This is a genomic window from Cryobacterium sp. TMT1-2-2, from assembly GCF_004403505.1.
Lineage (GTDB): Bacteria > Actinomycetota > Actinomycetes > Actinomycetales > Microbacteriaceae > Cryobacterium > Cryobacterium flavum.
On the sequence record NZ_SOGS01000013.1, the window covers coordinates 147,900 to 160,739 of the forward strand.

General features: G+C 62.4%; 15 protein-coding genes. 7 read left to right on the forward strand and 8 right to left on the reverse strand.

All coding sequences use genetic code 11. From position 1 onward, the window contains the following. The first annotated feature begins 285 nt into the window (after window positions 1–285). Together E3T35_RS08870 and E3T35_RS08875 are read left to right on the forward strand one after the other, a co-directional pair. On the forward strand, window positions 286–708 hold the full coding sequence (locus E3T35_RS08870) for a hypothetical protein (protein ID WP_134378567.1): 423 nt from the start codon (window positions 286–288) through the stop codon (window positions 706–708). Between the two features lie 143 nt (window positions 709–851). After that, complete coding sequence (locus E3T35_RS08875; RefSeq protein WP_134378569.1) at window positions 852–1,106, forward strand: helix-turn-helix domain-containing protein; 255 nt, start codon at window positions 852–854, stop codon at window positions 1,104–1,106. Here the strand turns inward: E3T35_RS08875 and E3T35_RS08880 are convergent. From E3T35_RS08880 to E3T35_RS20190, 5 genes are all read right to left on the reverse strand, one after another. Continuing rightward, a complete protein-coding gene (locus E3T35_RS08880) occupies window positions 1,066–1,545 on the reverse strand; it encodes a hypothetical protein (protein WP_134378571.1) in 480 nt (159 codons plus the stop codon). The two genes, E3T35_RS08875 and E3T35_RS08880, sit on opposite strands and share 41 nt — an antisense overlap. 824 nt (window positions 1,546–2,369) lie before the next feature. Next, on the reverse strand, window positions 2,370–3,767 hold the full coding sequence (locus tag E3T35_RS08885) for a S8 family peptidase (protein WP_198421012.1): 1,398 nt from the start codon (window positions 3,765–3,767) through the stop codon (window positions 2,370–2,372). A gap of 199 nt (window positions 3,768–3,966) precedes the next feature. Next, entirely contained in the window at window positions 3,967–4,323 is a 357-nt protein-coding gene (locus E3T35_RS08890) for a hypothetical protein (RefSeq protein ID WP_134378573.1), read from the reverse strand. A 311-nt stretch (window positions 4,324–4,634) separates the two neighbouring features. Then, window positions 4,635–5,279, reverse strand: coding sequence for a phosphotransferase (locus E3T35_RS08895; RefSeq protein WP_241988782.1), 645 nt, complete (start codon window positions 5,277–5,279; stop codon window positions 4,635–4,637). 250 nt (window positions 5,280–5,529) lie between these two features. Then, window positions 5,530–6,249: a hypothetical protein gene (locus E3T35_RS20190; protein ID WP_370449316.1), complete on the reverse strand. Its 720-nt coding sequence runs from the start codon at window positions 6,247–6,249 to the stop codon at window positions 5,530–5,532. Between E3T35_RS20190 and E3T35_RS19560 the strand changes: the two genes are divergently transcribed. Next, a complete protein-coding gene (locus tag E3T35_RS19560) occupies window positions 6,191–6,604 on the forward strand; it encodes a hypothetical protein (protein ID WP_198421014.1) in 414 nt (137 codons plus the stop codon). The genes E3T35_RS20190 and E3T35_RS19560 overlap by 59 nt on opposite strands. Before the next feature lie 733 nt (window positions 6,605–7,337). Here the strand turns inward: E3T35_RS19560 and E3T35_RS20195 are convergent. The 3 genes from E3T35_RS20195 to E3T35_RS08915 form a co-directional block, all read right to left on the reverse strand. Further along, window positions 7,338–7,601, reverse strand: coding sequence for a hypothetical protein (locus E3T35_RS20195; RefSeq protein WP_370449314.1), 264 nt, complete (start codon window positions 7,599–7,601; stop codon window positions 7,338–7,340). 6 nt (window positions 7,602–7,607) lie between these two features. Beyond that, entirely contained in the window at window positions 7,608–7,844 is a 237-nt protein-coding gene (locus tag E3T35_RS08910; protein WP_134344202.1) for a hypothetical protein, read from the reverse strand. Between the two features lie 79 nt (window positions 7,845–7,923). Next, on the reverse strand, window positions 7,924–8,706 hold the full coding sequence (locus tag E3T35_RS08915; protein WP_241988784.1) for an aminoglycoside adenylyltransferase domain-containing protein: 783 nt from the start codon (window positions 8,704–8,706) through the stop codon (window positions 7,924–7,926). 320 nt (window positions 8,707–9,026) lie between these two features. On the opposite strand from E3T35_RS08915, the gene E3T35_RS08920 reads away from it, so the two are divergent. The 4 genes from E3T35_RS08920 to E3T35_RS20200 all read left to right on the forward strand — a co-directional run bounded on the left by E3T35_RS08920 (window position 9,027) and on the right by E3T35_RS20200 (window position 12,554). Further along, a complete protein-coding gene (locus tag E3T35_RS08920) occupies window positions 9,027–9,395 on the forward strand; it encodes a cupin domain-containing protein (RefSeq protein ID WP_134378581.1) in 369 nt (122 codons plus the stop codon). A gap of 1,146 nt (window positions 9,396–10,541) precedes the next feature. Further along, on the forward strand, window positions 10,542–11,174 hold the full coding sequence (locus E3T35_RS19765) for a hypothetical protein (RefSeq protein ID WP_241988785.1): 633 nt from the start codon (window positions 10,542–10,544) through the stop codon (window positions 11,172–11,174). Between the two features lie 98 nt (window positions 11,175–11,272). Continuing rightward, complete coding sequence (locus E3T35_RS08930) at window positions 11,273–11,857, forward strand: recombinase family protein (protein ID WP_134378585.1); 585 nt, start codon at window positions 11,273–11,275, stop codon at window positions 11,855–11,857. A gap of 175 nt (window positions 11,858–12,032) precedes the next feature. After that, window positions 12,033–12,554, forward strand: a complete 522-nt coding sequence (locus E3T35_RS20200) for an HXXEE domain-containing protein (protein ID WP_370449317.1) — start codon at window positions 12,033–12,035, stop codon at window positions 12,552–12,554. Window positions 12,555–12,840: the final 286 nt, after the last annotated feature.

The following is a 12,840-nucleotide window of genomic DNA, read 5'->3' on the forward strand; positions in this document are numbered from 1 at the left end:
CGGGATGTTGGTTCCCTGGTGGAATACGAGTCGCGGCTTGCCGTCGACGATCTTCCAAACCGAGCAACGTCGCGTCCAATTGGGCCCCACCTAGAGGCAGTAGGTCAAGAGGAACACTGCGTCGGCAAGTTCCACAACGTCCTGCTCAGTCATCTGAAACGACGCGAGATGGAACGACGCCTCTGGTTTGGCGAACCCCTCTCTGTCAACCTTGTATAGGGCACCGGGATCGTCCCGAATAGTGTCGTAGAGGTCGGGGAAGAGTTTTCCTTGACGAATGCAAATATGGCAGATCTCAGCTCGACCGGGCAGGCCGTAGGGATGGAAGATGTCCCCGATCCCCAGGTTCCCGAGCGTGCTCGGCGGCGGACCTATAAGGCCAAGTACAAACGCGACTTTCTGACCGAGTACGACAGCCTCGATCGGCAGGGCGGCGGCGCGCTGCTCCGCCGAGAAAAGCTGTATACCTCCTTGGTTGGCAAGTGGCGTGATCAGCGCGACAAGGGAGTTCTGGTGGCGTTGGCACGGCCGGCGGGCGCGCCACCCGCCAGCATCGCGGAGAAGGACGCGGCCCGGCTGCGGAAAGAGAATCTGCGACTGTCGGGCGAGTTGGATACGGCGAGGCAGGTGATCGCGATCCAGGGAAAACTCTCGGCTCTGTTGGATCAACTCTCAACCAACAGCAGCGCGACGAGCACCGAGAAATAATCGACGCCACCGTCACCGAGCTCGTCCCCCTCGTCGGCATGCGAAACGCGTGCCTGGCCGTGGGACGGTCGCGGGCGACGCACTACCGTCACCACCCCCGCTCGCCGCGGCCCCGGTCTTCGCCGCGGCCCCGGCCGGAGCCGATGAAGCAACCGCGCGCGCTGACCGAGCCTGAGCGTGCCGCTGTTCTGGAGGTGCTGCGGTCGGACCGGTTCGTGGACAAGACTCCGGCAGAGATCCAGGCGATTCTCCTCGACGAGGGCACCTACCTGTGCTCGGTAGCGACGATGTATCGCCTGTTGCGGGCCTACGGTGAGACCGGGGAGCGGCGTGCTCAGGCCGAGCACCCGGCACGCGTCACGCCCGAAACCTGGCATCGGAGACCAACATCGGCATAGTCACAATGTCGGCATAACACGACCAGACTTGCGAGGGCCCGGTGGCCAGGAGTTCGGGTTTGACCTTCGCCGGAGGCGTCGCCAGACGTCTGCGTTCGCGGGTCTGCCCGGCAGCCCACGCGATCCGATACATGGTCGACATTGACCCGTGATACCGGTCCTCGTCGAGCTCACGAGCCCAGGTCTGACAGATCGACAAATCCGCATACTGCGCCGAGTTGATCACCGCCAACACGCCTGCCCGTTCGTCCTCAGACAGCGTCGACGGCGGTTTGGCCCGCTCGGCCTGGGCCACCGGGTTCGTCTTTGGTGCCGGCGGATTCGCCCGCCGGTAATGGGTGGCCCGGGACCGGCCGGTCAACGCGCACGCCATCACCGCGGTGACCGACAGGGCGATCAACGCGGTGAACGCCCCATCCAGAATCGTCGCGCCGCTCACCGCCGGTTCCTCGCCTGCGGGTGGCTCTCGTCGTCGCTCATCGAGAGCAGCTCCAAGAGCCTGTGCGCTTTTCCGATCACGTCGAGCGGTGCTTGGGTCTGTTCCAACTGCCGGGCCAGGCGCTTGTTCTCGGCCTCGGACTTTACCAACTTGGCCGACGCTGACGAGTCCTTCGACCGGGGTTACGGTTCGCCGGCCGCCGCCGAATCCCGGGCCCTGGCCCACTCGGCAACCTGGGTCTGATGGATCCCCTCACGCCGCAGCACTGCGGACTTCCCCCATGAGGAGCCGCCTCGCACTAGACCAAAACACCTTCCCGGTACTCCGCGGTGAAGGACTGCCGAGTCAGCTTCGGTGCCGGATCAACACCATCGACCAGCGATGGTTCTGGGGCTTGTGGATTCAACATGATTATGTTCGATCCCCGCCCTCTCAAAAGGTCACCCCTCAACGAACGGGGTGTCTCATCTCAGCCTGACAGAGAGGGAGAACATGCGATTGGGTCCAATCACTTGACGTGGTCGCCAGGTAGGAGTCCCAGGCAGAGGTCACATTGTCGCCGAGTTTCAAAGTGAAAGGGTTACTGGTTCGAGCCCAGTGATAGCCGCCCATGAGTGATTGGCACTCGCCGCTGTGGCGCCGAACACCAAACTGAGAAGAGCCGCAATGACGGCTAGTTGAGTCCGCGGACGTGGTGTACGACGAGCCCGTTGTTGAGCGTGGCGTCGTGAACTGTCAGTGAGTCTTGGAGACGGCGCTCGGCAACGAGAAGCGGGTGTGGTCCGGGCTCTCGCCCCGACCACACCCGCTGACCGTCTTCTAGGTCAGAAGCCGCTGACGTTGAGCCGTCCGCCGGTGACCGTCTTGCCGCTGAGGGAGGCCGTCGGGACGACCGAGCTCAGGATCGCGCTCTTGATCTGCGCCGCTGTCGCACCGGGGTGCGTGGAGGCGTAGAGGGCGGCCGCGCCCGTGACGTGTGGCGTGGCCATTGAGGTGCCGTTGTAGGACGAGTAGCTGTTGAAGGCGGTCGTCGACCAGACACCGACTCCGGGGGCGCCGAGGTCGACGGTCGCGGCGCCGTACTGGCTGAAGGACGCCAGCGCCCCATTGCGGTCGATGGCGGCGACTGCGATGACGTTGGCGACGTCGTAGTTGGACGGGTAGGACGCCGTCGTGTCGTTGTTCGTGCCGCTGTTGCCAGCGGCCGCGACGAACAGGATGTTCGCGGCGTTGGCGCGCGTGATGGCGTCGAGCAGGGTCTGGGAGAAGGCGCCGCCGCCCCAGCTGTTGTTGGTCGCCACGATGTTCAGGCCGTGGCGGGTCTTGAGGTCGGTGAAGTAGTCGACCGACTTGACCGCGTCGGCCAGGGATCCGCCCTGGCGGCCGAGGAACTTGCCGCTGATCAGGGTCACGTCCCAGTTCATGCCGGCTACGCCTTGCCCGTTGTTGGCCTTGGCGCCGATGGTCCCGGACACGTGCGTGCCGTGGTCGTCGAGCGAGCCGCTGGAGCCACCGTCATAGATGGTGTTGTCGCTGTTGGCGAAGTCCCAGCCGTTGACGTCGTCGACATAGCCGTTGCCGTCGTTGTCCACGCCGTCCGCCGCGGTCTCGTAGGGGTTGGTCCAGACCTGCCCGGAGAGCTCGGGGTGGGTGTACTGGATGCCCTCGTCGATGATCCCGACGTAGACGCTCTTCGACCCCGTGTGGCCGGCGGTCCAGGCCTCGGCGGCCTGGCTGCCGTAGGCGTTGGCGGGGGTCGATGCGTCGCCGTACATGCCCCAGAGGTCCTGGGAGGTATTAGTGCTGGTGAAGATGGGGTCGGTGGCGGTGGCCTGGTGGGTCATGACGTAGTTCGGCTCGACGTAGGCGACGGCGGGGTCACTCTTCAGCTGCGCGATCGCCTGGTTCAGGTTCTTGCCCTGCGGCAGACGGACGAGCTCGACCTCGGTGCGGTCGGCGGCCGCGGCGACGATCCGCTCGGCGAAGTGGGCCGAGGCTTGCCCGCGGGCACGCTCGCGCTGGTCGGCAGAGGCGCCGGCCACGTAGCCGACGACGAGCTCGCCGGGGACTGCGGCAGCAGCGGTACCGTTGGCTTGTGGGGCGGGAGCGGCCGAAGCGGGCGTGCTATGGGCCAGTCCGGTCATGCCGATCAGGATCGCCGACGAGGCAGCCGCTGCGGTGAAAAGCTTGAGACGCATCTGTTCCGAAAATCTTTTAAGCATGAAAAATCCTTTTCCTTGTGGGTAGTGGATTGCCAAGTAGTCACCAATGACTTTGCCCATATTGAGCGTTCAACACAGGTGCAATTGAAAGGTATGACTTGCCGCAGATGATCACACGTCGGCTCATGAGGGGACTGCGCTTCGCGGGCTGCTGTGATACAGCCCAATGTTCAGCCTTGGGGGTCAGTGGCACCGCCCTCTACTTCCTGCCGCGCCTCCACGCGATGCCCGAGCCCAGCCTCGCCGTCCTATCCGCCCTGGGCAGCGCGCCACCCAGATACGACTTCCCCGACCCGGTGAACCTTTGGAAGGGCAGGTGCCGAGCAGGGCCAGGAGCTGCCGGTTCAGGGTCGCACTCGTCGAGCAAGTCGATGCGGCGCAGGTCAGCGTTCGGGTAACGCAGCCCCGCCCGCCGGATCAGACCCGCGACCGTGGAGTCCGTGAACGACGAGTAGACGTCCTCCACCGCCAACCGGACGCGGTCCTCGAACGGCAACCCGATGCTGAGCGTCTCGTCGTGGGCGTCGATCGCCTCCAGTAGCTCGCCGGCGTTCATCTCGTGGAGGTTCCGTTGGTCTCCCCGTCCAGCCGGCTCATCACTTCCCGCCCGGGTAGTAGGCGCTGCCCGTTTCTACCGCCAGCGGACAGAGCTGTTTCGCCGAACACGGCGCCGCAGCCTGGGGTAAGGAATCTACCTCTGAGCCGCGTCGGCGCACCGAAGGAAGTAGCAGCCGGTGTTCGGCGCCCGTGATCAGAGTCACAACGGATTGATCAACCATGGCCCAAGATTAGACGGCATCGTAGACGCGGAGGCAGCCCGCGAACTGGTCCGCGGAGAAACGGCTAAAGGGTCTTCAAAACCCGTAGCTACAGGCTCGCGCTCATTTCGAGAAGTCGGGCGCGATCGCGTCGGTAGAGTGCGGCGTGTTCGATGAAGTCATTGCGACCTGTGTCGGCGGCACGTTGATCCGTGAAAATGGCCAGATCCTCCATTCGATCCGCTGCCGTAAGGAGGACGGCGGCCTGGTCGAAGTCATATCCGTAGGAACGAATGAGTGCATCGAGCCGACCGGGGCGAGCATCCTCTCCCGGAACGTCATGGTCTGTGTACTCGCCGAGCGGTACGAGCCGATATGCGAGGTAAGCGAGATCCCAAATCCGAGGCCCCGGAGAAGCCATGTCGACGTCGATAAGTCCCGTGATGTGCCCGTCTTGGAAGACCATGTTGTAGGGAGCGACGTCGTTCAGGCACACCACCTCGATTGGCTCGTGCGCCGGCAGCTGCCACGTGGCGGCCCGGTGTGCGAGTGGCGCGTCGGCGTCATGTACCCGTCGGAGCAAAGATCCAGCCTCGTGCAGCATCGTCGGCGACCAGATCCAGCTTGGCACTGGGTAGTTGCCGACGATTCCAGGGAGGTAGGAGAGCACTTCGCGGCCCTGCTCGTCCAGGCCGAAGGGCTCGGGTACTTCCGTCACTCCCGCCGCGCGGAGTGTGGTCAGGAGTTGATGCACCGCGGGAGTCCATAGTCCTGCTGGGCGGTGAACCGTGTCGCCTACCCGCACGACCGTGCTTGAGTTTCCCCCGGCTAACACCTCTTCATCCATCCTTCCAACCTAAAGGCTGTAAGCGGAACCCTCTGCGGGGCTCTCCTGGGAATCAGGATGCTGCATGCTGGCAACGCAGGACTCGGCGGTTCACTCGCCCGTTTGAGGACCCGTTCATGGCTCCCAGAAGGAGTCGTGTGAAAGCTGACTCAACAGCTCAGCCGGTGCTTCGGGCGGCATCGAGAGTCTGATCGAGTAGAACCGCGATTGTCATTGGGCCCACGCCGCCCGGTACGGGCGTGATGAGTCTGGCTCGCGACGCTGCGCCCGCGAACTCGACGTCTCCAACGTTGCCGGGGTTGTACCCAGCATCGATAACGACTGCGTCTGGCTTGATCCAGGCTCCACGGATGAGTTCCGGTCGTCCCACTGCGGCGATCACAATACCCGCGTCGCGAACTGCATCTGCGAGCTCTCTTGTCTTCGAATGGCAGAACGTCACCGTCGCATCGCGGGCAAGGAGGAGCATCCCAACCGGCCGGCCAAGGATGGGGCTTCGCCCAACCACGACCGTCTTGACGCCGGCAAGGGCGACGTCATACCGGTCAAGGAGCCTAAGAATTCCGCCGGGGGTGGCCGAGTGGAATCCGCCTTCTCCGACCCCTCTACGGGACGCCGAGTTTTCTAGCGATGTTGAGCCGCCGCACCACGACCGCTCCGCTCGTGGCGCTGGAGGTTCCGGAGCTTGGCGCTCGTCCGCCTTGGTTAAAAGCGTCTTTGGACCCGTGGAGTTGTTCACCCGGCCTGAGCGGTAACGAGTTGTCATCATACGGCTCTGTAGTGCTTCATTCTGCGCGCCGAAATGCCACACTCGTGACATGACTTCCCATATTTGGTTGAAAAGTCGCCTCGGATTACTGTTTCCCGCGGTGGCCATTGTGGTCGTTACTTGGCTCGTATTCTGGATGGCGCAAGGATTCCCCACGGCGTGCAACCTCATGGGTCCCTGCTCTGGCCGCGATGTGCGGGTGGCGCCGGCTCTGCTTTTCGGCGGGATGATGCTTGCACCGTTGGCGGCGGTGATTCTCATGTCCGTCGTTCGCTCACCGGTGGGTTGGCTCGTTCGACTGTCCTACGTCGCCCTCGTGCTGCTCGCGGTTGTCGGGTACGTCGTCATCAGCTTCAGTGGAGGGTTCGGCGTTGATGCGGCATTCCTCGCTGGTCTCCTCGGAACGTTCGGGACGGCACTGCTCGCCTATGTGGGAATCACTGCCCTTCGACGCGAGACTTGAGTAGTTAAGCTTCCAAGCCGGGACCAGGCTGGTAAGCCCTGTATTTGCAACGGCATCGTGCGGGGCCCCTGCGGATTCCCGGCGCTACGCGGCGCGCCATCCGTGATGGCGGATTAGTGCCGAACTGCGACGTTGAACAGCTCGGACCACGCTTCGCCGAATGGATTGCAGCCCAAACGAAGTGAGATTCGAAGACCGCCCATAGGGAAACGCTAAACGACGCCGAGTATGTCTTCTAGCACCTGCGGGTTGGTCCCCTCGGTACAGGCCGGCGGCGGCCGCCGCTGCTGTTAGACAGGGCACATGAACATAGATCCTGCGACGGTGGTGAATATCGAACGAGCGAGACTTCGCGCGCTCGTCGAACGCGACATGGTCGTTGCGGAGGGCCTCCATGCACCCGATTACCAACTTGTGACGCCCAACGGGTCCACACGGAAAAAAAATCGGCTTATCTCAGCGACGTGGAATCGAAGCGACTCGAGTACCTCGTATTCGAGCCCGAGTCAGAAATCTCCGTCAGATCGTCTGGAAAGCTGACGATTCTGAAGTACATCGCACGAATAGTTCTCAGCGTCGGCACCGCCGATGAGCTTGAATTCCGCGCTTGGCACACGGATGTTTACGAGTATCAAGATGGCCATTGGATGGTCGTCTGGTCGCAGGCCACCACAATCGTTCCATAGGGAAGCAGGCTGCGTTCCGATGCCCGTAGAGGAACCCTGTACGGCACTCAGCCGGCGAGTCGCTGCCTGACGACGCGGGGCCACTTTTCCAAGCCATTCTTCTCTTCCGTCGCGACTTTGTCTCGCAACGCCGGTCCCCATCGCCCTTCGGCCATCACAATGAAACCGAGACGCGCGTAATACGGTGCGTTCCAAGGGACGTCACGAAAAGTGGTCAGAGTTACCGCGGTCATATTTCTCTGCACAGCACACTCACTTGCAACATCGAGAAGCCCCGCCCCAACACCTTGACGCGCACTCGGAGGATGCACTGTGATCTATTCGACATGCATGGCAACGTCAAGTGATTCGATCAGTAAATAGGCAATCACCGAATCGTCGTCAGCTACCGTCACCCACGCTCCTTCTCGAGCGAGAAAGTCCTCGAACGTTGAGGCGCTGACCGGATCATCGTCAGTGACGCTGTCCATGCCAACTGTTCGAAACGCTTGTCCCGCTTCGCGCTCAATCTCCCGGATCGCGGCGAAATCGTTGACAGTTTCAAGTCGGTGCATGACCTCATCCTGACACCCAGCGAAGCGACTGTGCGACGGGGCAGCACCCAGAGGCGGAACGACTTGCGAACACTCCGAGCTAAGGCTTGCGTGAGCGGCTGTCGACTTCGGCCACTGCCACGCATTTGTCCAGCAGGTTGAGGGCTGCGCGTTCATCCGCCGCGGTGAACGATTCGTTTATCCCAGTTCGTGACGCGACTGCTCGCGAAAGCAACTCGACGTACTCTGGCCAGCGTTGCGCCGCGAATGTTCCACTCGCCGACTTCGAAATGATATTTCCGGTTTCGAGCGTCGCGACGAGGCGTGCCGGACCAAGCGCGATCCAGCGCAGAGTCACAGCGTCAACGGGATCTCCATCAGGACGTGGCGAGAGTTGAGCCCGCGCCCCAGCTCCGAGGGGTCGCCAGTAGTCACGGAGGTTCTGCCGCGAAAACGCTCGCACGCCTTCCTCGACGCGGGGGAAGCGCCGGGTCGAGGGTGACCAGGCGATGGCACCGGCGGTGCCGACGAAACCCTCGATGCCCGATTCGACTTCTCGCCACGTGACCCAACTGAGGTGCGCTCCGTGTGCCTGCTCGTCGAGTTCGCCGTCGATAACCTGCGGGGCGACCCCGATCCGTTCCAGCCCCGCATCCAACTGCTGTTCGGTCAGGTAAACACCGTCGATCGGTCCTTCCGAAATCGTAGATCGATGCAGGTCACCAAGCACGACGAGTTCGTCGTGCCTGAGCGAACGTCGCGTGACCAGCACGAGGTCGATGTCGCTGATTCCTTCCCACCAGTCGCCGACGACGGCAGACCCGATGACGATGACACGGTCGAGCAGACCCGGCGCAATCCGCACGTGTTCTCTGACGAACACGGTCACACGGTTTCGCAGCGCCACTGAGAGAAGAGCATCATCAGCCATGCCTGCCATAGTGCCAGCCCGGACGTGTCTTTGCTACACGACCGGGTACCTGCTCGTAACTCGGCGCCCGTAGGCCGAAGGCTCACCGGTTATCGACCGCGACTTCAAAGTCGATGCGCGGCGACCTTGACTCCGAAAGCGAAGTCCGCGATGCTCGGTGACACGTCCAAGTGGTCTCATGCTCCTGTCAACGACGTGGTCCCATATCGCTGGCAACCGACATCTGGGCAGAGATCCTGAACTTCATAACCTCCAAAGCGGCTGAGGAAATCATGAAAACAATTGTGAAGAAGAGTTTTTCGTCCCCGGATGAGACGAAGAAGCCTTTCGCCAAGGGAACCATTGAGTCGGTAACCATCGGCGGTCTCGACCTGACCCGGGAGACGCTCGAGCCGGGGTGGAAATGGTCGGAACACGTCAAGCCAGTCGTGAACACTGAGACCTGCCAGAAATACCATGTGAAGTACTTTCTCTCCGGGCGGCAAATGGTGCTCATGGACGATGGTACAGAACTGGAGTTTGGTCCAGGCGACCTCGCAATCATCCAGCCGGGCCACGATGCATGGGTTGTGGGAGATGAACCGAATGTACTCCTCGAGCTTTCCGGAGCAACAAAGCCCTCCGAACTTTCCGGTGGATGAACCGGCCCGAGTTCTGCGGGATAACCACCCATCGCGGTCCCTGCAAATCTCCATCGAGTCGGCTTTGATGCGCTCATGCCCAAGTCCCCCCCGCCGACGACTTCGTCCGTCATCGCCGCGAGCCGCGCGGTGCGTTCCAATTCGGCCGCTTACACGGCCATCACATAGCGACGCGCGGTCTTCCGATCCACACTCGCTCGCTCCGCGACGACGCGCAGTTCGACCGCGTCGAGCCAGCCTCGCAACACTTCCCTGGTCTCTTTCACACTGACCCCCCTGAATCCCAACGTCAATGACCTCCCCGTCGAAATATCTGACGCGAAGATCAAACAAGCGGACCGAGGACCCGCCGGCAAGGCTTCCCGGGTGGTCCCATAACTCGCCATTCAGGTGATCCCATGAACCTGGCAGAAAGCCGCCTACAGCGGTCCCAATTCATGGCAAACGACAGTGGACCGCCGCGCCTGGGAAGATCAGAAAACGCCGTTTCCGAACTCAATCGGAACAGAGGTTGAGAGCGCCCGCAAGCGGCACCGTGTACGGGACGTCCTCACGGTCCCACGGCTACGCCACACCAGCCTGGCCATGATCCGTTGCAGTCTTCTGCTGACTCAGGCTGCGGGTTGCGACGCGACAGGTAAGGGACTGGCGTGCACAGGCCTAATCGGTGAAGCCTTGCAATACCCGGTACGGTGCGAGCGAGTAAGCCGGGCAGTTGCGTCTAGGGGGAATGGGTGTATGCCGGAAGAATTCGAGTGGGTGCCCGACATTGGGCGGGGTGAGTGGCTTCGCCCTCTGGAAGCTGAGCCGTTTGGCAGCATCCTGTCAATTGTTCCTCGTGGTTTCGAGGCGTACGCGCGCGTGTTTCATCCTGTCGATCGCGATGGCCCGCGCGATACGAAGACGTGGCAGGGTGTCGATGCCGCGACGTACTTCGAGGGTGTCGATGACGTCGAGGCGTCGCTTGAGAGGGAGCGCAGCACGTGGGCACAATCTGCGGCTTCGTTCCGCACGACCATGCACGCCGAGGCACAGTACGCGCGGCTGTTGCGGCGAGATTATGGCACTGCCGACGGCGCGATCGGGGCAGATGGTTGGCGCTATGGAGACACGTTTGAGGGTTGTCGTGATGCAGCCTCGTTGACGATGGCATCCACTGTTCTTGCCCGTCACACCACGACTCCGGATGCGGGTATCGCCGCGATCTGGGAGGGGTGGGGCGGTCTGGTGAGCTCGGCAGGGATTGCACACTTCGGGCCCGAATCGAGCGACGACGCGTCCGCCCGCAATGCCGAAGAGGATGCAGCGCATATCGCTGATCCGACGCTTCGGGAGCGACTTTTCACGGCCGCCCGGCAGGGGATCGCCGGGGCGCGTTCCGTCATCGACGCTCTTCCTGGCCGTGCCCGCCCAGAGCCGGAACCAGGCTCAGGCGTGCTCACTCTTGAAGCCGCAGCCGGGCCACGTTTCGACCTACACGGAGGCACTGGACGGCACTACGTTCTGTTCGAGGCCGGCGCTAACACCTTCGCGGATGCTGCGTGGCCCGGGCGTGCGCCTTGGGTCGACGGCGTGATGTGGGCGCAATCGCGAAGCATCCTGTGGCCTGACGATCATTCCTGGGTGCTCGCCACCGAAATCGACTTTGACTCGACGCTCGTTGCCGGGACGACGGCGCTCATCCGTGAGCTCGTGCGGACTCCGGGTCTCGAGGTCCTCCCGGTCCGAACCGACGCCGACCTGACGGGGGATGGCGACGTGCTCAATCGCCCCGAGTAACGTCGCAGCCCGGAGTGCTGCGCCGAACGCCGCCGGCAAGCCGGACCCCGACTGCGACGATTATTGACCCGCTCACCGCAAAGCGGAACAGTTTCGCCATGAATGGATTCCTAATTGGATACGCATGCGTTTCCACAGATGAACAAGATCTCACCGCCCAACAAAATGCCCAAGAACGATTGGGCGTTAGATCGTCACTGATCTATACCGATCATGGTCTGACCGGAACGAACCGAGCTCGGCCCGGGCTCCGCGAAGCTTTGGCCGCCTGCCGTGCTGGAGACACCCTCGTCGTCGCCAAACTCGACAGACTCGCACGGTCGCTCAGGGATGCGAAAGACATCATTGACGAGCTGACAGCCAAAGACGTCACGCTGAGTATCGGCGGATCGGTGCATGATCCGAACGATCCGGTCGGGCGCCTCCTCTTCAACGTCCTGGCGATGGTCGCCGAATTCGAGTCGGATCTGATCCGCGCCAGAACGCGCGAAGGAATGCAGGTGGCCAAAGCGAAAGGGCATCTTCGCGGTAGGCAGCCCAAACTGTCGGTGCCACAGCAGAAACACTTGATCGAAGTCCACAACGCCGGCCTTCACTCCAGCGCGGAACTTGCGGAACTCTTCAACGTCGCGCGGTCGACCGTTTACCGCACTATCCAACGTCAGTTCGAATCTAGCCTTTGAGAAGGGCATCGATTGAAATCTCGTTGCCGGACTATCTAGTCCGGCAACGGAAACCCCTTGCGGGGCTCCGAACGGGCACGAAATTTGCGCCGGCACTGCAAGCAAAAGTTCGGGTGGCGGGGGCCGCTATGATTTCGTTGTGTCGATCGAGCCAACTGGAACCCGGATCGCTGCGGTGGCACTCTTCGCCGCTTGGCTTGTGCACGATGTCGAGGAAGTGTTTACCTTCCCGGCCACGTCTAGGCTGCTCGCCGCACGTCTGGGCAGCGACCGGGTGGTCGTTTCTCCGGCGCAATCTGTACTCGCCATCGCGCTCATGGGAGTGCTGGTTGGCGCGGCCTGTGTTCGCGGCGCACGCTCCCAAGGAAAATCACGTCTCTACCGAGCGGTGTTAGGCGGATTGGAAGTTCATGTGGTCACGCACGTCGCGACTTCGGTCTCCTTCAAGAGCTACACAGCGGGTCTCATCACGGCGCCGTTGGTGATGTTGCCCGGGGCACGAGTAGCGCGGGCTCAACTCCGTCGAAGCGGCTCACCGCTGTCGTCGTCTGACACCGTGCGTGGCGGGGCGCTTCTGTTCGCCGCGGCACTAGGTTCACATGTCATTTCGCACCTCGTCCTCGGAGCAGGCTACCCGCGGGTAAGAAACCCGCATACGTTGCACAGCTACCTTCGGCGTATGCCAAACCTCCGCTGACGACTTTTCGACGCACTTGCTCGAGACTGTAGGAGCCAACGGGGCAGGGACGAGCGCGCGTCAGCGGGCATTCGGAGCGAGAGCGTCGTGCGGGCGTCAGAGTCACGCGCACGACGGAGGATGCGCGCGCAAACTTCCCGATGATGGGAAGGGACAACGAGCACATGCAAACGCCGCAATCATGGCTATTTCGCCTAACGGCCGGCAAGAGAATTGCAAGCCAGCAAGAGGACCCCCCTGCGGGACGACTCCCACTGCCCCTGAATGACTGAATACCTCGGGATTC

Excerpts from the sequence above, each read along its gene's own strand:
- E3T35_RS08890 (WP_134378573.1), bottom strand. The coding sequence starts at position 4,323 with ATGAACGCCGGCGAGCTACTGGAGGCGATCGACGCCCACGACGAGACG.
- E3T35_RS20190 (WP_370449316.1), bottom strand. The coding sequence starts at position 6,249 with ATGGCCACCGCGGGAAACAGTAATCCGAGGCGACTTTTCAACCAAATA.
- E3T35_RS08930 (WP_134378585.1), top strand. The coding sequence starts at position 11,273 with ATGAATGGATTCCTAATTGGATACGCATGCGTTTCCACAGATGAACAA.
- E3T35_RS08920 (WP_134378581.1), top strand. The coding sequence starts at position 9,027 with ATGAAAACAATTGTGAAGAAGAGTTTTTCGTCCCCGGATGAGACGAAG.
- E3T35_RS08910 (WP_134344202.1), bottom strand. The coding sequence starts at position 7,844 with ATGCACCGACTTGAAACTGTCAACGATTTCGCCGCGATCCGGGAGATT.
- E3T35_RS08885 (WP_198421012.1), bottom strand. The coding sequence starts at position 3,767 with ATGCTTAAAAGATTTTCGGAACAGATGCGTCTCAAGCTTTTCACCGCA.
- E3T35_RS19765 (WP_241988785.1), top strand. The coding sequence starts at position 10,542 with ATGGCATCCACTGTTCTTGCCCGTCACACCACGACTCCGGATGCGGGT.
- E3T35_RS08875 (WP_134378569.1), top strand. The coding sequence starts at position 852 with ATGAAGCAACCGCGCGCGCTGACCGAGCCTGAGCGTGCCGCTGTTCTG.
- E3T35_RS19560 (WP_198421014.1), top strand. The coding sequence starts at position 6,191 with ATGACTTCCCATATTTGGTTGAAAAGTCGCCTCGGATTACTGTTTCCC.
- E3T35_RS08870 (WP_134378567.1), top strand. The coding sequence starts at position 286 with ATGGCAGATCTCAGCTCGACCGGGCAGGCCGTAGGGATGGAAGATGTC.